Source organism: Pseudomonas sp. H1_A03 (genome assembly GCF_054685145.1).
Genome location: NZ_CP162829.1, coordinates 2,560,785 through 2,585,477 on the forward strand (window position 1 = coordinate 2,560,785; position 24,693 = coordinate 2,585,477).

25 protein-coding genes are annotated in these 24,693 nt (G+C 58.6%); 15 read left to right on the forward strand and 10 right to left on the reverse strand.

The genetic code is table 11. From position 1 onward, the window contains the following. Positions 1-48 precede the first annotated feature (48 nt). A complete protein-coding gene (rnt, locus tag AB4O35_RS11765; protein WP_017137041.1) occupies positions 49-720 on the reverse strand; it encodes a ribonuclease T in 672 nt (223 codons plus the stop codon). Then, a complete protein-coding gene (gene pyrC / locus AB4O35_RS11770) occupies positions 717-1,763 on the reverse strand; it encodes a dihydroorotase (RefSeq protein WP_049709751.1) in 1,047 nt (348 codons plus the stop codon). The genes rnt and pyrC overlap by 4 nt, the downstream gene beginning before the upstream one ends. A 156-nt stretch (positions 1,764-1,919) precedes the next feature. On the opposite strand from pyrC, the gene AB4O35_RS11775 reads away from it, so the two are divergent. The 3 genes from AB4O35_RS11775 to AB4O35_RS11785 all read left to right on the forward strand — a co-directional run bounded on the left by AB4O35_RS11775 (position 1,920) and on the right by AB4O35_RS11785 (position 5,445). Further along, the gene (locus tag AB4O35_RS11775) at positions 1,920-2,828 is read left to right on the forward strand and encodes a flagellar protein MotY (RefSeq protein ID WP_065890430.1); all 909 of its coding nucleotides are present in this window, start codon (positions 1,920-1,922) and stop codon (positions 2,826-2,828) included. 142 nt (positions 2,829-2,970) lie between these two features. Beyond that, positions 2,971-4,188 carry an argininosuccinate synthase gene (locus tag AB4O35_RS11780; RefSeq protein WP_065872515.1) on the forward strand — a complete coding sequence of 406 codons (1,218 nt, stop codon included), beginning with the start codon at positions 2,971-2,973 and terminating at the stop codon, positions 4,186-4,188. 624 nt (positions 4,189-4,812) lie between these two features. Further along, positions 4,813-5,445, forward strand: coding sequence for a response regulator (locus tag AB4O35_RS11785; RefSeq protein ID WP_460149600.1), 633 nt, complete (start codon positions 4,813-4,815; stop codon positions 5,443-5,445). Positions 5,446-5,529: 84 nt separating this feature from the next. On the opposite strand, the gene AB4O35_RS11790 is transcribed toward AB4O35_RS11785, so the two are convergent. The 4 genes from AB4O35_RS11790 to metG all read right to left on the reverse strand — a co-directional run bounded on the left by AB4O35_RS11790 (position 5,530) and on the right by metG (position 9,644). After that, complete coding sequence (locus tag AB4O35_RS11790; protein ID WP_058423775.1) at positions 5,530-5,712, reverse strand: PA3496 family putative envelope integrity protein; 183 nt, start codon at positions 5,710-5,712, stop codon at positions 5,530-5,532. Positions 5,713-5,819: 107 nt separating this feature from the next. After that, positions 5,820-6,458 (reverse strand): endonuclease III, encoded by a 639-nt coding sequence (gene nth / locus AB4O35_RS11795; RefSeq protein WP_065872514.1) that lies wholly within the window; start codon positions 6,456-6,458, stop codon positions 5,820-5,822. Positions 6,459-6,524: 66 nt separating this feature from the next. Beyond that, positions 6,525-7,544: an electron transport complex subunit RsxB gene (gene rsxB / locus AB4O35_RS11800; RefSeq protein WP_256530429.1), complete on the reverse strand. Its 1,020-nt coding sequence runs from the start codon at positions 7,542-7,544 to the stop codon at positions 6,525-6,527. Between the two features lie 48 nt (positions 7,545-7,592). After that, entirely contained in the window at positions 7,593-9,644 is a 2,052-nt protein-coding gene (gene metG, locus AB4O35_RS11805; protein WP_065872512.1) for a methionine--tRNA ligase, read from the reverse strand. 171 nt (positions 9,645-9,815) lie between these two features. On the opposite strand from metG, the gene apbC reads away from it, so the two are divergent. Beyond that, on the forward strand, positions 9,816-10,910 hold the full coding sequence (gene apbC / locus AB4O35_RS11810) for an iron-sulfur cluster carrier protein ApbC (RefSeq protein ID WP_065945364.1): 1,095 nt from the start codon (positions 9,816-9,818) through the stop codon (positions 10,908-10,910). A gap of 496 nt (positions 10,911-11,406) precedes the next feature. Here apbC and fdxA read toward each other — a convergent pair whose 3' ends face one another. Beyond that, complete coding sequence (gene fdxA / locus AB4O35_RS11815; protein WP_065872510.1) at positions 11,407-11,730, reverse strand: ferredoxin FdxA; 324 nt, start codon at positions 11,728-11,730, stop codon at positions 11,407-11,409. 142 nt (positions 11,731-11,872) lie between these two features. Further along, on the reverse strand, positions 11,873-14,464 hold the full coding sequence (gene mutS, locus AB4O35_RS11820) for a DNA mismatch repair protein MutS (protein ID WP_065945365.1): 2,592 nt from the start codon (positions 14,462-14,464) through the stop codon (positions 11,873-11,875). Positions 14,465-14,674: 210 nt separating this feature from the next. Between mutS and AB4O35_RS11825 the strand changes: the two genes are divergently transcribed. From AB4O35_RS11825 to recX, 11 genes are all read left to right on the forward strand, one after another. After that, positions 14,675-15,409, forward strand: a complete 735-nt coding sequence (locus tag AB4O35_RS11825) for a LexA family transcriptional regulator (RefSeq protein WP_005785382.1) — start codon at positions 14,675-14,677, stop codon at positions 15,407-15,409. Between the two features lie 595 nt (positions 15,410-16,004). Further along, positions 16,005-16,349: a phage holin family protein gene (locus AB4O35_RS11830; RefSeq protein ID WP_065872508.1), complete on the forward strand. Its 345-nt coding sequence runs from the start codon at positions 16,005-16,007 to the stop codon at positions 16,347-16,349. Between the two features lie 21 nt (positions 16,350-16,370). Next, the gene (locus tag AB4O35_RS11835; RefSeq protein WP_065872507.1) at positions 16,371-16,886 is read left to right on the forward strand and encodes a hypothetical protein; all 516 of its coding nucleotides are present in this window, start codon (positions 16,371-16,373) and stop codon (positions 16,884-16,886) included. Between the two features lie 136 nt (positions 16,887-17,022). Then, the gene (locus AB4O35_RS11840; RefSeq protein WP_083207058.1) at positions 17,023-17,208 is read left to right on the forward strand and encodes a zinc finger domain-containing protein; all 186 of its coding nucleotides are present in this window, start codon (positions 17,023-17,025) and stop codon (positions 17,206-17,208) included. Positions 17,209-17,219: 11 nt separating this feature from the next. Further along, positions 17,220-18,182: a hypothetical protein gene (locus AB4O35_RS11845; RefSeq protein WP_065945366.1), complete on the forward strand. Its 963-nt coding sequence runs from the start codon at positions 17,220-17,222 to the stop codon at positions 18,180-18,182. A gap of 68 nt (positions 18,183-18,250) precedes the next feature. Beyond that, on the forward strand, positions 18,251-18,907 hold the full coding sequence (locus AB4O35_RS11850; RefSeq protein WP_139113185.1) for a DUF1983 domain-containing protein: 657 nt from the start codon (positions 18,251-18,253) through the stop codon (positions 18,905-18,907). A gap of 330 nt (positions 18,908-19,237) precedes the next feature. Next, entirely contained in the window at positions 19,238-19,795 is a 558-nt protein-coding gene (locus AB4O35_RS11855) for a glycoside hydrolase family 19 protein (RefSeq protein WP_065872505.1), read from the forward strand. Beyond that, positions 19,783-20,253: a lysis system i-spanin subunit Rz gene (locus tag AB4O35_RS11860; RefSeq protein ID WP_065880099.1), complete on the forward strand. Its 471-nt coding sequence runs from the start codon at positions 19,783-19,785 to the stop codon at positions 20,251-20,253. Before AB4O35_RS11855 ends, AB4O35_RS11860 begins: the two co-directional genes overlap by 13 nt. 81 nt (positions 20,254-20,334) lie before the next feature. Then, a complete protein-coding gene (locus AB4O35_RS11865) occupies positions 20,335-20,835 on the forward strand; it encodes a CinA family protein (protein ID WP_065945367.1) in 501 nt (166 codons plus the stop codon). Positions 20,836-20,919: 84 nt separating this feature from the next. Further along, the gene (recA, locus tag AB4O35_RS11870) at positions 20,920-21,978 is read left to right on the forward strand and encodes a recombinase RecA (protein WP_048720087.1); all 1,059 of its coding nucleotides are present in this window, start codon (positions 20,920-20,922) and stop codon (positions 21,976-21,978) included. Between the two features lie 8 nt (positions 21,979-21,986). Further along, a complete protein-coding gene (gene recX, locus AB4O35_RS11875; RefSeq protein ID WP_016977936.1) occupies positions 21,987-22,454 on the forward strand; it encodes a recombination regulator RecX in 468 nt (155 codons plus the stop codon). A 220-nt stretch (positions 22,455-22,674) separates the two neighbouring features. Here recX and AB4O35_RS11880 read toward each other — a convergent pair whose 3' ends face one another. Next, positions 22,675-23,787, reverse strand: a complete 1,113-nt coding sequence (locus tag AB4O35_RS11880; protein ID WP_065890139.1) for an LOG family protein — start codon at positions 23,785-23,787, stop codon at positions 22,675-22,677. A 291-nt stretch (positions 23,788-24,078) separates the two neighbouring features. Continuing rightward, positions 24,079-24,519, reverse strand: a complete 441-nt coding sequence (locus AB4O35_RS11885; protein ID WP_049709734.1) for a PA3611 family quorum-sensing-regulated virulence factor — start codon at positions 24,517-24,519, stop codon at positions 24,079-24,081. Positions 24,520-24,693 lie beyond the last annotated feature (174 nt).

Below are 24,693 nucleotides of genomic sequence, written 5' to 3' on the forward strand. Positions count from 1 at the left end.
TCGCCACCCAGCGCGGGGCAAGCCCGCTCACTACAAAAGCTTGCGGTGTCAGTCGTTGAAGTCTTCCCAGCCGCCCATCTGCTTCCAGCGGTTGACGATGCCGCAGAACAGCTCGGCGGTCTTCTCTGTGTCGTAGCGGGCCGAATGGGCCTCACGACCGTCAAAGTCGATACCGGCTGCCTGGCAGGCCTTCGCCAATACCGTCTGGCCATAAGCCAGGCCGGCGAGGGTCGCGGTGTCAAAGCTGGAGAACGGGTGGAACGGGTTGCGCTTCATGTCCAACCGCGTCACGGCGGCATTCAGGAAGCCCAGGTCGAAGCTGCTGTTGTGGCCAACCAGAATCGCGCGTTTGCAGCCATTGGCCTTCAACGCCTTGCGCACGCCGCGGAAGATATCGGTCAGCGCCGCTTCTTCACTCACCGCCATGCGCAGTGGGTGATCGAGCTTGATCCCGGTGAACTCCAAGGCGGCCGCTTCGATGTTGGCGCCTTCGAACGGCTCGACACGGAAGAAGTGGGTGTGTTCCGGGAACACAAAGCCCTGTTCATCCATGCCGATGGTGGTCGCGGCGATTTCGAGCAGTGCGTCGGTGGCGCAATTGAAACCACCGGTTTCTACGTCGATGACGACTGGCAGATAACCGCGAAACCGCTCGGCCATCGGGTGACGGGAACCGCCACCACTGTGCTCATGTTCGTCGTCGTAATGGTCTTCACTCACTTGCTTTCCTCCAGCAGGCGCCAGCGCAGTGTTTCACCGGCGCGCAGCGGGATAACGGTCAGCTCGCCAAACGGCAGGCTGGCAGGGGCGGTCCAGTCTTCACGAACCAGGGTGATGCGGTCGGTATTCACCGGCAGGCCGTAGAAACGCGGGCCGTTGAGGCTGGCGAACGCTTCGAGCTTGTCCAGCGCGTTGCGCTGTTCGAACGCTTCGGCGTACAGCTCGATGGCTGCATAGGCGGTGTAGCAACCGGCACAGCCGCACGCCGCTTCTTTGGCGTGCTGGGCGTGGGGCGCGGAATCGGTGCCGAGGAAGAACTTCGGGTTGCCGCTGGTCGCAGCATCCAGCAAGGCCACCTGATGGGTGTTGCGCTTGAGGATTGGCAGGCAATAGAAGTGCGGCCGAATCCCGCCCACCAGCATGTGGTTGCGGTTGTACAGCAGGTGATGCGCAGTGATGGTCGCGCCGACGTTGGCCGAGGCCTCGGTGACAAACTGCACGGCATCGGCGGTGGTGATGTGCTCGAACACCACCTTGAGGGTCGGGAACAGCTCGACCACACGGCGCATGTGTTCGTCGATGAAGATCTTCTCGCGATCGAACACGTCCACGTCGCCACGGGTGACTTCACCGTGGATCAACAGCGGCATGCCGACTTCGGCCATGGCTTCGATGGCTGGCAGGATCTTGTCGATACTGGTCACGCCGGAATCGGAGTTGGTGGTCGCGCCCGCCGGGTACAGCTTGGCGGCGTGCACGAAACCGCTGGCCTTGGCCTCGCGAATTTCCTCGGGCTGGGTGCGGTCGGTGAGGTAGAGCACCATCAACGGTTCGAAGCGGCTGCCGGCCGGTCGTGCAGCGAGGATTCGCTGGCGATAGGCATCGGCTTGCTCGGCGTTACGCACCGGAGGTACCAGGTTAGGCATGATGATGGCGCGGCCAAAGGTGCGCGCTACATCGGCCACGGTGTGGGGTAACGCAGCACCATCGCGAAGATGAATATGCCAGTCGTCGGGACGCAGCAGGGTCAGGCGGTCGGACATTGGGGATTCCAGGCGGGTCAATCTGGTGGGAATGCTACCGGAAAAGACTCTTGCAGGCACTCGCTATCAAGTTTTGCAGGAGGCAACCGATAGCCTTTCGTATGCCTTATCGATGTATGACGCTTTGAAGTGTTGTAGAAACCAGTGGAGCCTCCCGTGCGCCAGCATTATCTAGCCCTGCTCAGTGTGTTCGCCAGCCTGCCTGCGATGGCCCTCACGTTCCAGACACGTCTGGAGAATATTGAGTGGAAGGTAGAAGGGGACCAGTTCGAGTGCCGCCTGACCCAGCCGATCACCGACTTCGGTTCGGGTGAGTTCGTGCGCCGGGCCGGCGAGCAGGCGACGTTTCGTCTCAAAGCCTATAACGGCTCGCTGGGTGCGGGCTCGGCCACGTTGCTGGCCGCCGCCGCCCCTTGGCAGCCGGGGCGTGGTGATATCAACCTCGGCGCCGTGCGTGCCGGCAGTGGCGACGTGTTGTTCAACAGCTCCCAGGCCCAGGCCGGGCGGCTGTTCAATGGCTTGCTGGAAGGGCGTAGCCCGACCGTTCGCCATTACGGACGTGAAGGCGGTTACTCGGAAATCCGCCTGTTGCCGGTCAAATTCAACAAGGCCTACAACGACTACCAGTTGTGTACCACCAAGCTGTTGCCGATGAATTACGATCAGGTCAAACAGACCGAAGTCGGATTCCCCGGTGGCGGCATCGAGCTGGACGCGGCTGCCAAGAAGAAACTCGACGTGATTCTCGCGTTCATGAAAGCCGACCCCACCGTCAACCATATCGAGCTCAATGGCCATTCGGACAACAGTGGCAACCGCCTGACCAACCGCGATGTCTCGCGCCGCCGCGCCTTGGCGGTGATGGACTACTTCAAAGCCAATGGCGTCCAGGAATCCCAGGTCACCCTGCGCTTTCATGGCGAAAGCTACCCGCTGGCGCCCAACACCAATGCGGCCAACCGGGCGCGCAATCGTCGGGTCAATATCCAGCTGGAGCGCGTGGCCGCCCCCGAGAAACCGGCCCCCCAGGCTACGGGCCCGAGCAACCCTGCGCACACGTCATAAAGTGCCAGCATCAGGTGCGACCATCAGTCGCCCGTTCGACATAATCTGTCGCTTTATCTTCATTTGCTGTCGCGCCCCTGTAAATTCACGGTTTTGGTCGGTAGAATCGACGCCTTTCCGTACAACCCCGTGGAGTGATGGCATGGCCGACGTAAACAAGGTCGTTCTCGCGTATTCCGGCGGCCTGGACACTTCGGTGATCCTCAAGTGGCTGCAGGATACTTATAACTGTGAAGTGGTGACCTTCACCGCTGACCTGGGTCAGGGCGAAGAGGTCGAACCTGCACGTGCCAAGGCGCAAGCCATGGGCGTGAAAGAGATCTACATTGACGACCTGCGCGAAGAGTTCGTCCGCGATTTCGTCTTCCCGATGTTTCGCGCCAACACCGTCTACGAAGGCGAGTACCTGCTGGGTACTTCCATCGCACGTCCGCTGATCGCCAAGCGCCTGATTGAAATCGCCAACGAAACCGGCGCCGATGCCATTTCCCATGGCGCTACCGGCAAGGGCAACGACCAGGTACGTTTCGAACTGGGCGCCTATGCACTCAAGCCAGGCGTGAAAGTGATTGCTCCTTGGCGTGAATGGGACCTGCTGTCCCGTGAAAAGCTGATGGATTACGCTGAAAAGCACGCGATCCCGATCGAGCGTCATGGCAAGAAGAAGTCCCCGTACTCGATGGACGCCAACTTGCTGCACATCTCCTATGAAGGCGGCGTGCTGGAAGACACCTGGACCGAACACGAAGAAGACATGTGGAAATGGACCGTCTCCCCCGAGAACGCTCCTGACAAGGCCCAGTACCTGGAACTGACCTACCGCAACGGCGACATCGTCGCGCTGGACGGCGTCGAAATGACCCCGGCCACCGTACTGGCGACCCTGAACCGTATCGGTGGCGAACACGGCGTCGGCCGTCTCGACATCGTCGAGAACCGCTACGTGGGCATGAAGTCCCGTGGCTGCTACGAAACCCCGGGCGGCACCATCATGCTGCGTGCCCACCGCGCCATCGAGTCCATCACCCTGGACCGCGAAGTGGCTCACCTCAAAGACGAGTTGATGCCCAAGTACGCCAGCCTGATCTACACCGGCTACTGGTGGAGCCCTGAGCGTCTGATGCTGCAACAGATGATCGACGCTTCCCAGGCCCACGTGAACGGCGTTGTGCGCCTGAAGCTGTACAAGGGCAACGTGATTGTGACCGGTCGCAAGTCCGATGACTCGCTGTTCGATGCCAACATCGCCACGTTCGAAGAAGACGGCGGCGCCTACAATCAGGCGGACGCAGCAGGCTTTATCAAGTTGAACGCATTGCGCATGCGCATTGCGGCCAACAAAGGTCGCTCGTTGTTCTAAGTTTGCGCGCGCTGTGAAGAATGGCCCCTTGTACAAGGGGCCATTTTTTTTGCCTGGGTTTTTGTCGGTACTTGTGGTGTTTATAACGCTTAAACATGTGTTGATGTTTTTGGCCGAGGTCTCTCTCAAATGAAGGCCTTGAATGAATTGTTGTTGAAAGTTTGTAGGGGGAATGAATTTTTTACATCTGCGTAGGAACTGGTCTTACAGAAAATTCACTCATGTAAGTACCGCGAATATATAAATCGCAGAATGGTCTGTAGGAAATATGGAAGTAAGTGGATATGTTGAATGGAACTAAACCGACTCGTTTTTTCTTGCTGGGTTTCTCGGCAGCAGGCCAGAGGCAAGGGGCATTTCCTGAGAGTTACGTGCGGCGCGTTTACCCTGCCCCCCATACGCCATGGATATTTCACTCAAAGTATGTAAGTCCCCGGAAAGGTCTGAAAGGATCCATAAAACTGGATACGTCCGAGACGGCGTTTTTTTGTAGGCCAATTCCTTTATCGCTGTGGGTTGGGTCTCTGCTTGCTAATGCTTGGGGGTGAATGCTATGCCAACTAGTAAACGACTAGGCTATTGTGCTTGCTCTAAATAATTCGAACAGCGAAATTGGACTTTCTCATGAATAAAGTGCTGATCGTGGATGATCATCCCGTCATTCGTCTTGCTGTGCGTATGCTAATGGAACGTCATGGTTATGAGGTCGTTGCCGAGACCGATAACGGTGTCGATGCGTTGCAACTTGCGCGGGAGCATATGCCGGACATTGTCATACTGGATATTGGGATACCCAAACTTGATGGCCTGGAAGTTATTTGCCGGCTGTCCTCTACCAAACAACCTGCGCCGTTCAAGGTGCTGGTGCTTACGTCCCAGGCCCCTGGCCATTTTTCCATGCGCTGCATGCAGGCGGGGGCTGCCGCCTACGTGTGCAAGCAACAGGACCTGACCGAGTTGCTGAGTGCGATCAAGGCGGTCTTGTCGGGCTACAGCTACTTCCCGAACCAGGCGCTGAACTCGGTACGCTCCACCATGGGCAATGCCAGTGAGGCTGATATGGTCGAGCGCCTGTCGGGACGGGAAATGATGGTATTACAGCAGCTGGCCAGGGGCCGAACCAACAAGGAGATCGCCGACGGCATGTTCCTCAGCAACAAGACCGTCAGCACCTACAAGACACGTTTGCTGCTCAAGCTGAACGCACGCTCCCTCGTAGACCTGATTGAACTGGCCCAGCGTAACGGCTTGGTATAGAAGAGGGCAGCGCACCACGCATTGCTTGGATAAACGGCAGAAAAAAGCCTCCGTGAGGGAGGCTTCCGGCCGTCAACCGCTCGATCAGAGATCGAAGTCGTAATCGGCCAGCTGTTTTTGCAAGCGTCTTTCTTCCAAAAGGTTGTCGATGGTGCGGCGTTTGCTCAAATTGGTCTTGGCGACCTCTGCCACTGGTGCCTCGGCCACATCGTCATCCGATTCAACGAGGTCGTCTTCCACTTCCAGTTGTTCTTTGCCAGTGCTCATAAGGTTCACTCCGGGCTAAGACTGCCGTTGGCGCTCCTTATAACGATAATCCATGATCCGGTAAAAAAGATTTTTTCAATCGACTGATCGAGAAAACCAATGATCCCTCAATCGTCGGACGTCTTTTCCTTGTATTCGCACAAGTCTTCGATGCGACAGCTACCGCAACGCGGCTTGCGAGCCTGGCAAACATAGCGCCCGTGAAGGATCAGCCAGTGGTGGGAGTCCAGCAGATAGGGCTTGGGCACGAACTTCATCAGCTGCTTTTCCACCTCCACCACATTCTTCCCGCGGGCGATGCCGGTGCGGTTGCTGACCCGGAATATGTGGGTGTCCACGGCCATGGTCAGTTGCCGGAATGCGGTGTTGAGCACCACATTAGCGGTCTTACGGCCAACGCCCGGCAGGGCTTCCAGTTCTTCACGGGTTTGCGGCACTTGACTGCCATGCCGCTCGACCAGCAGGCGGCACGTCTCGATAACGTTCTTGGCCTTGCTGTTGTACAGGCCAATGGTCTTAATGTACTCCGATAACCCGTCCACACCCAGGGCATAAATCGCTTCCGGCGTGTTCGCCACGGGATACAGCTTCGCCGTGGCCTTGTTGACGCCTACGTCGGTGGATTGCGCCGACAGGATCACCGCAATCAGCAACTCGAACGGCGTGGTGTAAGCCAGTTCGGTCTTGGGTTCCGGATTGTCTTCGTGAAGCCTGCGGAAAATTTCCAGGCGTTTTGCGGCGTTCATGGGGTGGGGCGTTCCTAGGAGTCAGTCGGCGGGATTGTAGTAATACACGCAGCAGGTTTTTGCGGATCAGATGTTGCCATGGGCATCGACTTGGCGCTGCGCCTCGTCGAGGTTATGTTGTGCCTCGGCCAGTTGCTGCGCGTCGGCGTTCAAGTCCTGGGCTTTCTTCAATTCCGCACGGCGCATCGCCAGCTGGATTTTGGCGCGTTTCAGGTCAGCCATATTCATGGTCGTACCGACGGCCTTCGATGCGGTGCCCGGTTCCAGGGTCGCCAGCGCTTGTTCTGCTGCTTCGTACTGCTGCTGCAGGACAATCAACTGCGCCTGTTGTTCATAGGTTGGCGGGTGACCGAAAGCCTTCAAGGATTTATGCAGTTGGGCGCGACTCATTGCGACCGTGATTTTGGCTTTTTTTATCGCCGCATCCTGTGCGGTACCGACCTCTACAGGTAAAACCGGTACTGAGCGTTTGGCCCGAGCCAGGCGTTCGGCGAGTTTTTGCGCTTCTTCCCGCTGCAGCCGCGCATTGCGATGTTCATAACGCCGCCTTGCGCGGTCGCGCTTGAGCCCTCGTTCATGGCGTTGCTGATCATTGGCGGCCAGGCCGCCGACAATTGGCAATACGGTCGCTGTCGGGCGCATTTCAATGCAGTCTACGGGGCATGGCGCAACGCAGAGGTCGCAGCCGGTGCACTCGTCGATGAGCACGGTGTGCATCAGCTTGGCCGCGCCAACAATGGCATCCACCGGGCAGGCCTGGATGCATTTGGTACAGCCGATGCACTCGGCCTCGCGAATATAGGCGATCTGGGCCGGCGCTTCCCCTCGGCTGGTATCCAGTTCCAGCACTGGCACATGCAGTAGTTGCGCAAGGCCAGCAATGGTCTCCTGTCCGCCAGGCGGGCACTTGTTAATCGCCTCGCCTTGAGCAATACCCTCGGCGTAGGGTTTGCAGCCGGGATGCCCGCATTTGCCGCACTGGGTTTGCGGCAGCAGCGCGTCGATACGTTGAATCAGATTCATGGGGTGATCATTGGCATGCCGTTGAGCGAACGGGCGTGTTGTGGAGTTGTAGGAGCCCGGCAAGCCGGGCTCCTACAGTAGACCTAATTCGCTTGCAGCAGGCCCATGGGCTTACTTGATCCGTTGACCCGGCTTGGCGCCGCTGTCAGGGCTCAGCAGGTAGATCTCTTCGCCGCCAGGGCCGGCCGCCATGACCATGCCTTCGGAAATACCGAACTTCATTTTCCGTGGCTTGAGGTTGGCGATCATCATGGTCAGCCGACCGTCGAGCTTGGACGGGTCTGGGTAAGCGCTCTTGATCCCGGAGAACACGTTGCGTTGCTCGTCACCGATGTCCAGTGTGAGGCGCAGCAGCTTGTCGGCCCCTTCCACGGCTTCAGCCTTGACGATCAGCGCGACACGCAGGTCCACGGCAGCGAAGGCATCAAAGTCGATTTCCGGCGAGATCGGATCTTTGGCCAGCTCACCGTTGCCGGCTGGCGCAGCCGAGCCGGTGTCTGTCTGGCTGGCGACCAGGTCTTCTTTCGAAGCGTCGGTCATGGCCTGGACTTTAACCGGGTCGATACGGGTCATCAGCGGCTTGAACTCGTTCAACTGATGGTTGCTGAGCAAGGTGGCGTGATCGTTCCAGGTCAGCGGCGCCACATTGAGGAACGCCTCGGCATCCGCGGCCAGCAATGGCAGCACCGGCTTGAGGAAGATCACCAGTTGGCGGAACAGGTTGATGCCCGTGGCGCAGATCGCCTGGACTTCCGCCTGCTTGCCTTCCTGCTTGTTCAGCGACCACGGCGCCTTGTCGGCGATCCACGCGTTGGCGCGGTCGGCCAGGCCCATGATCTCGCGCATGGCGCGGGCAAAGTCGCGGGCTTCATAGGCGTCGGCGATGCTTGGCGCAGCGGCCAGGAACGCTTCCGTCAGTTCCGGCGCGGCGTTCTCGGCCACCAGTACACCGGCGTTGCCCTTGTGGATAAACCCGGCGCAACGGCTGGCGATGTTGACGACCTTGCCGACCAGGTCCGAGTTGACCTTCTGTACGAAGTCTTCCAGGTTCAGGTCGAGGTCATCGACGCCACGGCCCAGCTTGGAGGCGTAGTAGTAGCGCAGGTATTCCGGCGACAGGTGGTCCAGGTAGGTGCGCGCCTTGATAAAGGTGCCACGGGACTTGGACATCTTCTGGCCGTTGACCGTCAGGTAGCCATGCACCGCGATGCCGGTTGGCTTGCGGTAGCCCGAACCTTCAAGCATCGCCGGCCAGAACAGGGCGTGGAAGTTGACGATGTCCTTGCCGATGAAGTGGTACAGCTCGGCGGTGGAATCCTTGGCCCAGAAGGCATCGAAGTCCAGCTCAGGCGTGCGATCGCACAGGTTCTTGAAGCTGGCCATGTAGCCGATCGGCGCGTCCAGCCACACATAGAAGTACTTGCCCGGCTCGCCCGGGATCTCGAAGCCGAAGTACGGCGCATCGCGGGAGATGTCCCACTGCTGCAGGCCGGCATCCAGCCATTCGGCGATCTTGTTGGCCACGGCGTCCTGCAGCGTGCCGCTGCGCGTCCAGCTTTGCAGCATCTGCTGGAAGTCCGGGAGCTTGAAGAAGAAGTGCTGGGAGTCCTTGAGCACCGGGGTGGCGCCGGAGATCGCCGACTTGGGATCCTTCAAGTCTGTCGGTGCATAAGTTGCACCGCATTTTTCGCAGTTGTCGCCGTACTGGTCTTCGGTGCCGCATTTCGGGCAGGTGCCCTTGATGAAGCGGTCGGCCAGGAACATTTTCTTTTCAGGGTCGAAATACTGCGTGATCGAGCGCTGGGCGATGTGCCCGGCGTCTTTCAAACGTAGGTAGATCTGGCTCGACAGCTCGCGGTTCTCGTCGGAGTGGGTCGAGTGGAAGTTGTCGAAATCCACCAGGAACTCGGCAAAGTCGGCGCTGTGTTCAGCCTGCACATTGGCGATCAGTTGTTCCGGGGTGATGCCTTCCTTTTCGGCGCGCAACATGATGGCCGAACCGTGGGCGTCGTCCGCGCAGACATAAATGCATTGATTGCCGCGATGCTTCTGGAAGCGCACCCACATATCGGTCTGGATGTACTCAAGCATATGGCCAAGATGGATCGAACCATTGGCATAGGGCAGGGCGCTGGTGACGAGGATCTTGCGTGGCTCGGACATGGGGCTCGGCTACTTGATGAAACGGAGGTCGGCCACTATAAAGCGCCGGGAAATATATTTCACCCCGTGGCGCTGTTTCAGAATCCTCCGAACCTGCGAAAGCATGCCGTTGGGCTGCTGGAACGGTTAGGATAGCCGCCTGTTTCAGTCAGTCTTTTTCGGGAGTAGCCCATGAGCGCCGTCAATCGCGCAGCGGTGGAAGCCGTTCTTCGCCAGTACACCGACCCCTATTTGAACCAGGACCCGGTCAGTTCCGGCTGTGTGCGCGCCATCGAAGTCCACGGCGACCAGGTGTCGGTCCAGTTGGAATTGGGCTATGCCGCAGGCCTTTTCAAGAACGGATGGGCGCAGATGCTGCAAATGGCCATCGAAGGCCTGGACGGCGTACGGTCGGCCAAGGTCGACATTCAATGCGTGATCGCCGCGCACAAGGCCCAGGCGCAGATTCCGGGTCTGGCCAACGTCAAGAACGTTGTAGCCGTGGCGTCCGGCAAGGGCGGCGTGGGTAAGTCCACCACGGCGGCCAACCTGGCCCTGGCCCTGGCTCGTGAAGGTGCGCGCGTGGGCATTCTCGACGCGGATATCTACGGCCCGAGCCAAGGTGTGATGTTCGGCATCGCCGAAGGCACGCGGCCGAAGGTCAAGGACCAGAAGTGGTTCGTGCCTATCGAATCCCTGGGCGTGGAAGTGATGTCCATGGCTTTCCTCACCGATGACAACACGCCGATGGTCTGGCGCGGGCCGATGGTTTCCGGCGCGTTGCTGCAACTGGTTACCCAGACCGCTTGGGGCGATCTGGATTACCTGGTGATCGACATGCCGCCAGGCACCGGCGATATCCAGCTGACCCTGGCGCAGAAAGTCCCGGTGGCCGGCGCGGTGATTGTCACCACCCCCCAGGACCTGGCGCTGCTCGACGCGAAAAAAGGCGTGGAGATGTTCCGCAAGGTCAATATCCCGGTGCTGGGCGTGGTTGAGAACATGGCGGTGCATATCTGCTCCAACTGCGGCCACGCCGAGCACCTGTTTGGTGAGGGCGGTGGCGAGAAGCTGGCGACTCAATACGGTGTGGAACTGTTGGCCTCGCTGCCGTTGTCAATGCTGATCCGTGAGCAGGCGGACGGCGGCAAGCCCACCGTAGTAGCCGAGCCGGATAGCCCGGTCGCCATGATCTATCAGGAGCTTGCACGTCACGTGGGCGCGCGAATCGTCCTGCAGGAAGCCGCAGCGCCGGCCATGCCGACTATTACCGTCAGCGACGACTGAGGGTGATGCAGGGAAAAAGCCTCGACCCTGTCGGGGCTTTTTCATGTCTGGAGGACGGTCAAGCGGTGTCTGTTACGCATTTACGCAATTGGTCGTGTAAGCATTTACTTACTTTTTCGTAAGCGATTGGTTTTTTTACCCGTCTTGTGCGGCCCAGTTCTTCGAGAGCTTTTTCTATCTAATTGAAATATAACAATTAATTATTTCATGGTTTCCGCGAGAGCCTGTCAGCCAATGGGTTAGAAGCCTTTGAACTTCCTATGGAACTCTCTAACATCAGCCCTGTGTCCACGGATTGGCACAGCCATCAAGGAACGATGGTTGAAGGAACGTCGCAGGATGCGATTCATCAGGATGATGAAAAGGAATAAAGGGACTAGGGAAAAAATGTGGGCGGGTCATACCGCCCCTTTTTTTTGCCTGTAGAAAAGTGAAACCCGCCATCCAAAAACGCGAAAAGGCCCGCAAGGGGCCTTTTTAGGGGGAGGCGACGTTATTAGCGTTCGAGCTCTGCAATCTTACCTTTTTTGCCATCCCACTCCGCTGCGTCCGGCATCGGGTCCTTGCGCTCAGTGATGTTCGGCCAGATTTCCGCCAGCTCGACGTTCAACTGAATAAATTGCTGCATCTCTGCCGGGACTTCATCCTCGGAGAAAATAGCGACGGCCGGGCATTCAGGCTCACACAGGGCGCAATCGATGCACTCATCCGGGTGGATAACCAGGAAATTCGGGCCTTCGTAGAAGCAGTCCACCGGACACACTTCTACGCAGTCGGTGTACTTGCACTTGATGCAGTTGTCGGTGACGACGAAGGTCATTTCTAATTTTCTCCTCAGGCGGCGGCAGCGAAACCCCTTATGGCGGGGTCCGCGAGGTTCGGGAGCGATAGTCTGCAGGCCAGGCTAAAAGCCCGCAGCATCCCAAACCGCGCGAGATAATATCAGCTTGCAAGCGTCTGCGTTAGACCCGTGTCTTCAGTGCATAGAGCAATTCCAACGCTTTTCGCGGCGTTAAGTCGTCCAGGTCAAGCTTTGCCAACTCATCCAGTACCGGATGGGGCAGGCTCGCGAACATATCGCTCTGGTGCGGCGCGGCTGGCTTGTTGGAGGCTTTGGCAGCGCTGGTGACCACGGTTTCATGGGGCAGCGCCGTGGTTTCCAGCCGGCTGAGGTGCTCGCGAGCGCGGGTGATTACGTCGTTCGGCACACCGGCCAGTTGTGCCACGGCCAGGCCGTAACTCTGGCTGGCAGGCCCCGGCAACACATGGTGAAGGAACACGATGCGCTCGTTGTGCTCGGTGGCGTTCAAGTGCACGTTGGCCACCAGTGGTTCGCTCTCCGGTAGAACGGTCAGTTCGAAATAGTGGGTGGCGAACAGCGTATAGGCGCGCAAATGCGCCAGGCGCTCGGCCGCCGCCCAGGCCAGGGACAGGCCGTCGAAGGTGCTGGTGCCGCGTCCCACTTCGTCCATCAATACCAGGCTGCGTTCGGTGGCGTTGTGCAGGATATTGGCGGTTTCGCTCATTTCCACCATAAAGGTCGAACGGCCACCGGCCAGGTCATCGCTGGAACCGATCCGGGTGAAAATGCGATCAACCAGTGACAGCTCGCAACTCGCGGCCGGGACAAAACTGCCGATATGCGCGAGCAACACAATCAAGGCGGTCTGACGCATATAGGTGGATTTACCGCCCATGTTCGGACCGGTGATGACCAGCATGCGGGTGTCGTCGTCCAGCGACAGGTCGTTGGCGACGAACGGCGTGGTCAGCACCTGCTCTACAACAGGGTGGCGACCTTGCACGATACGCATGCACGGCTCGCTGACAAAACGCGGGCAGTTCAGGTCAAGGTTCAGCGCACGTTCGGCCAGGTTGCTCAGCACGTCCAGTTCGGCCAGGGCGGCGGCGGTGTCCTGCAACGGCGCCAGTTGGCTGATCAAGTCTTCCAGCAACGCTTCGTAGAGCATTTTTTCCCGAGCCAGGGCGCGGCTCTTGGCGGACAGTGCCTTGTCTTCGAATTCTTTCAGCTCCGGCGTGATAAAACGCTCGGCGCCTTTGAGGGTCTGGCGACGTTGATAGTCGATAGGTGCCGACTCGGCCTGCTTGCTGGGCAATTCAATAAAGTAGCCATGCACGCGGTTATAGCCGACTTTCAGGTTGGCCAGGCCGGTGCGGGCTTTTTCGCGGGCTTCCAGGTCAATCAGGAACTGCCCGGCGTTTTCGCTCAGGGATTGCAGTTCATCCAGCTCGCTGTCGTAGCCGGTCTTCAATACGCCACCGTCGCGGATGATCGCGGGCGGGTTGTCGATGATGGCTTTTTCCAACAGCGCCGCCAGTTCCGGGTAGGTGCCAGCGGTTACCGCAAGCTGTTGCAGGTGCGGCGTATCCAGTTCAGTCATCGCGACCTGCAGTTGCGGCAAGGCGCTGAGGGCGTCGCGCAAGCGCGCCAAGTCACGCGGGCGCGCGTTGCGCAGGCCGATCCGCGCCAGAATGCGCTCGATATCGCCGATTTCCTTCAACTGCGGCTGCAGCTTTTCAAAGCGATAGCCGTCCAGCAGGCAGGTAATAGACGACTGACGCGCTCGCAGCACGCTCAAGTCCCGCAACGGACGGTTCAGCCAGCGGGTCAGTAAACGGCTGCCCATGGCGGTCTGGCAACGGTCAACCACCGATTGCAGGGTGTTATCGCGTCCGCCGGCCAGGTTGGTGTCCAACTCCAGGTTGCGACGGCTCGCACCGTCGAGCACAACTGTGTCGTCCAGACGCTCATGGCGCAGGCTACGCAAATGCGGCAGGGCCGTGCGCTGGGTTTCCTTGGCATAGCCAAGCAAGCAACCGGCAGCACCAATGGCCAGGGTCAGGGTTTCGCAGCCGAAGCCTTTGAGGTCCTGCACCGAGAATTGCTGGCACAGACTTTTCAACGCCGAATCGCGCTCAAAATCCCACGGTGCACGACGCTTGGTCCCACGACGTTTTTCCGCTGGCAAGTCCTTCGGCCAATCATCCGGAATCAACAACTCCACCGGATTGATGCGCTCCAACTCCGCCAGCAGATTCTCCCAGCCCTTGATCTCCAGCACAGTGAAGTTGCCACTGGTGATATCCAGCACCGAAAGCCCGAACAGACGCTCATCACCCAGCACCGCGGCGATCAGGTTATCGCGACGCTCATCCAGCAGCGCTTCATCACTCACCGTCCCCGGCGTAATAATGCGCACCACCTGACGCTCAACCGGTCCTTTACTGGTGGCCGGATCGCCGATCTGCTCACAGATCACCACCGACTCGCCCAGTTTCACCAGCTTGACCAGGTAGCCTTCCAACGAATGGTAAGGAATCCCACACATCGGAATCGACTGCCCCGCCGACTGCCCACGCGCGGTCAGGGTGATGTCCAGCAACTTGGCGGCCTTCTTCGCGTCTTCGTAGAAGATCTCGTAGAAGTCGCCCATGCGATAGAACATCAACTGATCAGGGTGCTGGTTTTTGAGGCGCCAGTACTGCTGCATCATCGGGGTGTGGGAGGACAGATCGGAGGTGTTTTTACTCATTGGGTAATAGGCAAATTCGTTGAAAGTGATGGGGCAAAGGTGGGGCACTCGGCCCGGCTGATTTTGCAATGGGCGCAAGGTTAACACGCGAGGTTGGGGGTTCGCAGTTCACATCAATATAGGTAGGTCGGCCCGGTAAATGCATGATTTATGCATAAGAATGCAAATTAGCATTTGCCAACCCCAAAAACTCCCGTCACTATCCCCGTTATGCAAAAACGCAACGTTTCTATCGTCTTAAGAGAGCTGCTGGACCGCGACCGGATCTCCCCCACGGAGCTTCACCGGCGCACTGGCGTGCCTCAATCCACATTGTCCCGGATCCTCAGCGGCAAGATCGTTGATCCGTCGGACAAGCACATCTCGCGCATCGCCGAGTACTTCCGCGTGAGCACCGACCAACTGCGCGGCCGCGCGGCGGTGGGGGCTTTGCGCGATGACGGGCGCGACCCGATGCATTCGGAACTCAAGGACATAAGCCTGTGGGACGACGACACGCCCGTTAATGATGACGAGGTGTCGATCCCCTTTTTGCGCGAGGTTGAATTGGCTGCTGGATCAGGAAGATTCGTCATCGAGGAAAGCGAGAAGGCCAGCCTGCGATTCGGCAAACGCAGCCTGCGGCATAACGGTGTGCAGTTCGACCAGGCCAAGTGTGTGACGGTGCGCGGCAACAGCATGTTACCGGTGTTGCGTGATGGCGCGACGGTCGGGGTGAATGCGGGCAAGAGTGGCATTGGTGACATCGTCGATGGCGACTTGTATGCCATCAATCACAACGGCCAACTGCGGGTTAAACAGCTCTACCGCCTGCCTTCCGGGATTCGCCTGCGCAGTTTCAACCGGGATGAGCATCCGGACGAGGACTACAGCTTTCAGGATATCCAGGATGAGCAGATCAGCATCCTCGGCCATGTATTCTGGTGGGGCATGTACGCCCGTTAACCGTCCTCTGTAAGACAAAGCCCACCAACGAGTGGGTTTTTTTTCGTCTGAAAAACGACAAAGCCTTTGCCTGCAGGGCTTCAAATGCATCTGTGCATTTTATGCGCAGAAATAAATGCATTTATGCATTGACTGTATATGCATACATGCATATTCTCCATCTCAAGCCAGCCAACATGGTCTGGTGGAGGCGGCAAGGATGCTGCCAAGGAAGACAAGGAAGGCACGCAACATCGGCAAGGATGCCATCTGAGCGATGGCAGGGACGCCAAGTAACACCGGCAAGGATGCCGACGCTCTTTAGTTTCATCACGTTACAAGAACAGGCAGCGATGAACCGGCCTTAACGGTTCAGAGGGTTGGCAACTGACCCGGGTGTGCAGCGTAAAGCACCAGAAGCAGTTATCCGGCAGACAGGGATCGTGGTCGGAAAAACATTGAGGAAAGAACCGTACCGCGCCAGTAGCGCCGACAGTTCGAAGCGGGACCGCATTACTGAAAAGCCCGGGCAACCGGGCTTTTTGGAATGCCTACCTATAAATGGATTTACCCAGATACCGGCCCCTTGCCGGCAGGCTCAGCCAGGAGGCGTGACATGACAAACGAGCAGCAAGTGTTAGCGGAAATGCCTGTCTGGCTGGTGATCGCACTGGCCCTGGTGGGTGGGGTGTCCGGCGAAATGTGGCGTGCCGACAAGGAGGGCGCTCGCGGTTGGTCGCTGATCCGGCGCCTGGCGCTGCGGTCCGGGGCGTGCATGGTCTGCGGGGTATCGGCGTTGATGCTGTGCTATGCCGCCGGCATGTCGATCTGGACCTCCGGCGCCATTGGTTGCCTGACCGCCATGGCCGGCGCGGACGTGGCCATCGGCCTCTATGAACGCTGGGCTGCCAAGCGCATTGGGGTCAACGAGCCCCCGAACTCTCGCCCGGATCAGCAGTAACGGCTGCAAGGATGCAAGCAGATGACACTTCTCGAAAAACCTTCCCAACTGCCCGTGGCGATTGCGGACGCGCTGAAAAGCGCTTTCCCACAACTGCTAGTAGGCAACCACCAGGACTTCTCCGGAACAGGAGATAAAACCGGGATTTTGATCAGCGTGGAGCGCAACGGCCCGGGCGTTCGCTCCCTTGCCGGGCGCAAGGCACACGCTTTGTCAGTTTCACTCAAGGCCATGGTCGCCAGCGGGGCTGCGCCCTTTGACGCCTGCGACCTGGCCAGCCAATTGATGGACTTGGCCCTGGATAACCGTTGGGGCCTGCCGCCCGATCAGTGCGATTTGCCCACCGCGATTGTCGCGGCACCTTCCGCACTCACCGGCGCGGAAACGGACTACGACACCTGGAGCGTGTCTTTCACCCAAAACCTCTATCTCGGCCCGTCACTGCTCGAAGATCCCACAGGTAAACCGCTGTTTGCCCGCACCTGGGAAGTCACGAATATCGACGATCCGGATCAATACCGCCCGTTGCAGGAGTAGTCCATGCATTGCTACGGGATAGCCTCGGCCTGGTCTCGATACTGCCAGATCGCAACAGTAGCTTCCAAGCCAGCCAAGGCCCCCACTGCTCGCACGAGCGGGAGGGGGCTTGGCAGATAAATAAACGGACTTGCAGATGTTGAACGAATTCAGATGCGGTAACTGCAAAAGACTTCTCGCCCGTACGGGTGGGTTTACAGAGCTCCAGATCAAATGTTCCCGATGTGGGACGCTGAATCATGTGAAGGCCACGAGCCTCGAGCAATCGCCCATGAGCGCCATACGCCCAATACAGAGGCCTGAACTTAAATCAGCTAAGTAACGGAGTTTAAAATGGAAAACGCAAATTCGGCGTCTCAAACCTTGCAAGATCTTTGGACCCAAGTGCAACCGGTGGATAACACCGGCATGCTTAGGCGCGTGGTTTTTGGGGACGGCAAGTTTTATGCGGCTGGTGGCAACGGTCTTCCCACAACCACTCAGCTTGTCAGCGGAGGCGCGACTGGTACAGCTTGGACCAAGCTTAAGGACGTCGTCACCTCTGATAGCGGAAAGGTCCTCAACGACCTGTACTGGAACGGTCTTGGGACACAGCTTCAAGCCCTTTCTCAATCCGGCAATGTGGCCTACGGCAGCACAGCACGCCCTGAAAGGGCTTGGACAGACATTACGGCAACTGTTCGCGCGTCCGGAGACTTGCAAGGCGTTGTGTATTATCAGCCAATTAACGGCAGCAACACGACCTGGATACTGGTTGGGTCTAACGGTAAAGTCTTTTCCCGTTATGGTGATTGGTCAGGCCAGGTGGAGCGCACTACGACCTTCACTTCTAGCGAGACAGTGTACTGCGTCAACGTCATTGGCGTTTTTGTGTTGGTTGCGGGATCGAATGGGAAGCTGCTTAGCGCTGTGAAGATGGCGACAAATGATTCGCAATCATTCTCGACCGTAACCAGCACCTTCGGCACTAGCACCATCCTTTCCATGAAGCTTTGCAACGGGAAAATGTTTATCGTTGGTGCGGATGGCAAGATGGCATATTCATCCGATGGGCTTAACTGGACTGCTGTTGAAGATACCAGTTTCGGTGGAACCATCATCCGCGACATTGCTTACGGTAATGGCAAGTATGTAGCTGTCGGCGACGGCGGCAAGACAGCCGTTTCCGAGGATGGGATCGGCTGGGTTCAGCAAGTCAACACTTTCGCAGGAACCGATATCCGGAGCGTCGCCTACGGCAACGGCAATTTTGTAGCTGTTGGTGCAGGCGGCAAGATTGCTTACTGGACTCCATGATCTTCTATCTCCTTGCGTAATAGAGCCCAGCCGTCGCGCTGGGCTTTTCTCGTTATGAGGCAAGGAAAATGTCCGGCACTATCCAGTCCAGCAACTGCGTGCCGGGCGTTTCCGGCTGGAAGCTCAATACCGTCACCGGTGAGTTCGAGATTAACTCTTGCACCCGCGGCAGCGCGGCCAATGCGCCAGAGCGTCAGATGGTGTCGGTCGAAGTGGCCAGCTGGAGCAAGTACGACCTGCCCAAGAATACCGCCAACCTGCTCCAGTTCATGCAGGCCGAGCTGCAGAAGCTCCCCGAGCGGTATCGCCATGTCGCCGAATTCGAAGAGTTCGATGCGAGCTACGGCGATGAGTCGTTCAATTCCCGCCTCTTCCTAACCTACGCCCGACTCGAAACAGAAGAAGAGCTGGCCGATCGCCTGGAGAAGGCTAAGGTTGCCGGTACACGGGTCAGCATCAAGAACGGCTTGACGACTGTCATCCACGATGGTGTTGTACGGTACATGATCGGCAAGCTGGACCAGCCAGATCCTGAACCGCCTGATCCCTTCAAGGTTGATGACGCAAGGGCCTATATCAACGAGGCCACCATCTCTGACGCAACAATCGACAACAGTCTCGCAGCGAATTGGTCTATTCGAGTTAAGTTAGGCTCATATGGCCGACCATACGCAGCCGGTTTTGGCATGGGCGAGCTTGAGGGCTTCGAGTTTAACCTGGACTAACAGGTCAAAGAGGTGATCCGCTCCGAGCTTCGCCAGGGCGGACTGCTCTGGCGTTCACGCTAATTCACGGCCTGCCACTGAGCGAGCCTTTTCGTTTTCGACTCCACCACACCCATTGCTCCGAGCTGGGAGTTCTGCTGGAGCTGACTTATTTGTACAGGTCGTACCTCGGCCACTTTTCTCTATGAAGTGGCGATGGTGGTACCGGCACTGTGTTGCTGGTGGTCTGTGGTGTTGCTCCACGGCCACGCAGATGCACACACCCGCCAGATGGTGTGCCAATGACGACCATTGCCTACAAAGATGGCGTGATCACCAAGAGTCAAACCCATGCTCATGACGCTTCCCCAACTGCTTCAGGTGATGCCTGGCGCCCGTGCGCGTGCGGGCCTGTTTTTAACCGCCCTGAATGCAGCGTTCGTTCGCTACGAGATCGACCGCCCACTACGCATCGCCGCCTTCCTCGCCCAGGTCGGCCACGAATCCGCCGAGTTGCGCCATGTGCGCGAACTGGGCAGTGATGCGTACCTGAGCAGGTACGACACCGGCCCGTTGGCCGCGCGCCTGGGCAATACCCCGCAAGCCGATGGCGACGGCCAGGCATACCGGGGCAGGGGGCTGATCCAGATTACCGGTAGTCACAATTATCTGGCCTGCAGCCGGGCATTGTTCGGCGATGACCGTTTGTTGCGCGAGCCGATGCTGCTCGAGTTGCCCCAATGGGCCGCCGCCTCGGCCGGCTGGTTCTGGCAGAGCAATGGCCTGAACGAGCTGGCTGACAAGGGGCAGTTCACCACCATCACGCGGCGCATCAACGGCGGGCTCAATGGGCTGGAGGATCGCCTGCGGCTGTGGGCGCGGGCGAAGGCGGTGTTATGCGTTTCCTAAATGTGTGCCGGCTGATAGGCGTGGGCCTGCTGGTGGCAGTTGTCTGGCAGGTGCAGGCATGGCGGTACTCGGCGCGGATTGAACATTTGTCGGCAACACAGATCCAGGCCGCTCTGCACCAGCAACAGTTTGAGCAAGAGCAACGGCTGGCCCTGGAGCAACAACTCAGCGCCAGCGACACACAACATGCTCGGGAGTTGAGCGATGCGCACCATCACCAGGCTGTTCTGCGCGATCGGCTGGCCACTGCTGATGTGCGGTTGTCAGTCCTTCTCGACGCTTCCAGTGACTGTTCAGTGCCAGCCACCACCCCCCCCGGCGGCGTGGTTCATGCAGCCCCGCGAGCCCGACTTGACCCGGCGCATGCTCAGCGAATTATCGGGATCACCGACGACGGTGATAACGCCCTGATCGCCTTGCGCGCCTGTCAGGCGTACGTGCGCGCCGTCGCCCGCTAGCTTCTTGAGACAGTCCGTCACTTGCGCGTGCGATTGGCTCCTGTAGGGTAGGCAAACCCCCGCCTACGTCTGGAGACGACCGTGAAGGAAATCACTCAACTGGCTGCTGAACTGGGTCGCCGTCTACAGGTGCTCAACGCCCATGTCACCACTGCCGAGTCCTGCACCGGCGGCGGTATCGCGGAAGCTATCACGCGGATTCCGGGGAGTTCTGCCTGGTTCGAGGCGGGTTATGTCACCTATTCCAATCGACAGAAGACGCGGCAATTGAATGTGCCGGAAACGTTGTTTCCAAAAGTTGGCGCCGTCAGCCAGGAAGTGGTGGAAGCCATGGTGCGTGGCGCACAGGAAAAGAGCCTGGCGCGATTTGCCGTCGCGGTCAGCGGTGTGGCGGGGCCGGATGGCGGTTCCCGGGACAAACCGGTGGGCACTGTCTGGCTGGCCTTTGGCGTGGGCGAGGACGTCACGGCCGAACTGGAACACTTCCCTGGCAACCGCGACGAGGTCCGCCGACAAACGGTAAAGGCTGCGCTAGAGGGGTTGTTGCGACGAGCTGCAGCAGAAATAGAAAATCAGGGGTAGGCGATCTCCGATCTTTGTGGAACAATACTGTCTACTTATACAGGTGTTGGCCGCCCCGGCCTTATTGATTACGTGAGGACTTTAATGGACGACAACAAGAAGAAAGCCTTGGCTGCGGCCCTGGGTCAGATCGAACGTCAATTCGGCAAGGGTGCCGTAATGCGTATGGGCGATCACGACCGTCAGGCGATCCCGGCTATTTCCACTGGCTCTCTGGGTCTGGACATCGCGCTCGGCATTGGCGGCCTGCCAAAAGGCCGTATCGTTGAAATCTACGGTCCTGAATCTTCCGGTAAAACTACCCTGACCCTGTCGGTGATTGCCCAAGCGCAGAAAATGGGCGCCACCTGCGCGTTCGTCGACGCCGAGCACGCATTGGACCCTGAATACGCCGGCAAGCTGGGCGTCAACGTTGACGACCTGCTGGTTTCCCAGCCGGACACGGGTGAGCAAGCCCTGGAAATCACCGACATGCTGGTGCGCTCCAACGCCATCGACGTGATCGTGGTCGACTCCGTGGCTGCCCTGGTTCCCAAGGCTGAAATCGAAGGCGAAATGGGCGACATGCACGTGGGCCTGCAAGCCCGTCTGATGTCCCAAGCGCTGCGTAAAATCACCGGTAACATCAAGAACGCCAACTGCCTGGTGATCTTCATCAACCAGATCCGTATGAAGATCGGCGTGATGTTCGGCAGCCCGGAAACCACCACCGGTGGTAACGCGTTGAAGTTCTACGCTTCGGTCCGTCTGGATATCCGCCGTACCGGCGCGGTGAAAGAAGGTGACGAGGTTGTGGGTAGCGAAACCCGCGTTAAAGTCGTGAAGAACAAAGTGGCCCCGCCTTTCCGTCAGGCTGAATTCCAGATTCTCTACGGCAAGGGTATCTACCTGAACGGCGAGATGATCGACCTGGGCGTGCTGCATGGTTTCGTCGAAAAATCCGGTGCCTGGTATGCCTACAATGGCAGCAAGATCGGTCAGGGCAAGGCCAACTCGGCCAAGTTCCTGGCAGACAACCCGGACATCGCCGCCACGCTTGAGAAGCAGATCCGCGACAAGCTGCTGACCCCAGCGCCAGACGTGAAAGCTGCCGCCAACCGTGAGCCGGTTGAAGAAGTGGAAGAAGCCGACACTGATATCTGAAGCAAACGATGACAGTTGTACTGGATACACTCGTCGCCGTTCGGCGCACCGCGATGGACCTGCTCGCTCGACGCGAGCATGGTCGAGTCGAGCTGACGCGTAAATTGCGTCAGCGCGGCGCGGAACCCGAGATGATCGAAACTGCCCTCGACCGTTTGACGGAAGAGGGGCTGCTTTCAGAAGCCCGTTACCTCGAAAGTTTTGTCTCCTATCGAGCCCGCTCCGGCTATGGCCCGGCGCGTATTCGCGAAGAACTGAGCCAACGTGGATTGCAGCGTGCGGATATCGATCTTGCCCTGCGTGAGTGCGGTATCAGCTGGCAGGCACAGTTGGAAGACACCTGGCGGCGCAAGTTTTCTGGCCATCTTCCGATTGATGCCAGAGAGCGTGCGAAGCAGGGACGCTTCCTGAGTTATCGCGGGTTTTCGATGGAGATGATCAGTCGCTTGTTGAGCGGTCGGGATATGGACGACTGAACACAGTTGGTGTAGTGAGCGGGCTTGTCCGGCGCTGGGTGGCGAAGCCGCCCCAAACCAGGCGACTTGGTTTTATCTGGAACTTGGCAGTGTCTTTATTGGGGTGGCTTTGCCACCCAGCGCGGGACAAGCCCGCTCACTACAATATTGTGTAGATACCTAAGCCGCCATAAGAAAGGCCCACTATGAAAATAGTGGGCCTTTTTTTTTGCTTAAAAAATCACGCCGGCTCCGGCGCCACCCGCTGCTGAGCCTTCCCCTGAGCCTGTGCCCAGTTCTCCGGCAAATTGATGTAATCCACCAGTTCCCGCAGCCGGCCCTGATCGCGCCCGTTGAAGTTGAATACCAGTCGCGTCAAGTGGCTGAACCTCGGCTCATCATGTTCCTCGCCGGTATACCCGAGCTGCTGGAAGTCCCCACTCAGCCGCAAGCTGGCAAACTCGCTCTGCAAATGGGCCAATGCCCGCTCACTGAGCGGATGATTCATGCGTACCACAAACTCACGTTTCAACCAGCGCGTGGAGTGGAAGTTGGCATAAAACTGGTTGATCTCTTCCACTGCCTCTTCGGCGCTGTACACCAGGCGTACCAGCTTGAGGTCGGTAGGCAGGATATAGCGGTTGGCTTCCAACTGACTGCGGATGAAGTCCAGGGCACCTTGCCAGAACCCGCCGCCTGGGGCGTCCAACAGCACTACCGGTACCAGCGGGCTCTTGCCGGTCTGAATCAGGGTCAACACTTCCAACGCTTCATCCAGCGTGCCGAAACCGCCTGGGCACAACACCAATGCGTCGGCTTCCTTGACGAAGAACAGCTTGCGGGTAAAGAAGAAGTGGAAGGACAGCAGGTTCTCAGTGCCATCAATGGTCGGGTTGGCATGCTGTTCAAACGGCAGGGTGATGTTGAACCCCAGGCTGTGTTCCAAGCCGGCGCCTTCATGGGCGGCGGCCATGATGCCGCCGCCACCGCCGGTGATCACCATCAGGTCCGAGCGTGCCAGCGCTGCGCCGACTTCGCGGGCCAGGGCGTACAGCGGGCTTTCCACCGGGGTGCGTGCCGAGCCGAACACTGTCACTTTGCGGCGGCCCTTGAACTGTTCGAGCACGCGGAAGGCATGGTCCAATTCGCGGATGGCTTGGAGGGTGATCTTGGCGTTCCAGCGGTTGCGGTCGTCCTGAGCCATGCGCAGCACGGTGAGGATCATGTCGCGATACAGGGGGATATTCGGGCTGTTGGGAGCGATCAGTTGGAGTTGAGCTTCGACCTGCTGCGTGAGGTCGGCCCCATTCTCTTCAAAATGTCGAAGCAGGCGGTCATTCGGTTCGTAAGGCATTCAACGTCTCCTTCTTGCAGGGCCCGGGTGGCCGACGAGAGGTTCGCCGGAGGCTACGACACTGCATGTGTCGCTGCTTGCCGCAGGGGGCAACCTTCTTTTGCCCTGAAAATGTTACAGAACAGCATGAAAAGTGCTGAGAATAAATGGCTGGAATGACTTGATCATGGGCCGAAAAACCCTTGGCTGGCAACCACTTATTGGTCGCTCAATAGGGCACTTGGTTGCCTGGAAGGAGTTGACGCGGGGGGAGTGCGCGCTGCCGGGCAGCAGCGCGCGAAGGTAAAACAGTTACTTTTTCTTTTTCGCCGCAGCCGGTGCCGGGCAATCTGCTTCAACGAATTTGACCGACGCCACGGGACGGTTGGTCTTGTTCTCGGTGATTTCGTAGCGCATCACTGCACCTTTGGCCATCAGCTCGCGGTAGCCTTTGTTCAGGCATACGCTTTGGCCAAGCTGGAAGTACACAGCCTTGGGGTTGGCGCGCATCTGTTCGGCGCGGTCGGACATCACGCTCAGGTGATCGATCAGTTGCATGCCTTCAACGGTGTAGGCCACTTCCAGGGTTTTTTCGTCGATTTCCCGGGGCAGGTCCTTATTGCTCTCAGCCGCGACGCTTTGCAGCTTCCTGTTCATTTGGGCCTCCAGCAGCGAGGCCGCCTGGGCGCACACGGGCAATACCAGCGCGAGGGCGACGGATGGGGCGACAAGACGCAGCATGGAACGCAGCATGAAACTCTCCTGATTCGGTTACTGGTGCATAGACCAGCCACTGGGCTGTGCGTTCAGTGGCGCGCAATTATAGGTGAGCCCTTGCCACTACAGCCAGGCGTATCGCTGGTAAACTGCGGCCACTTCAGCCTTCCACGAGTTTCCACCGTGTCGATTTACCCGTTTTACCGGCGC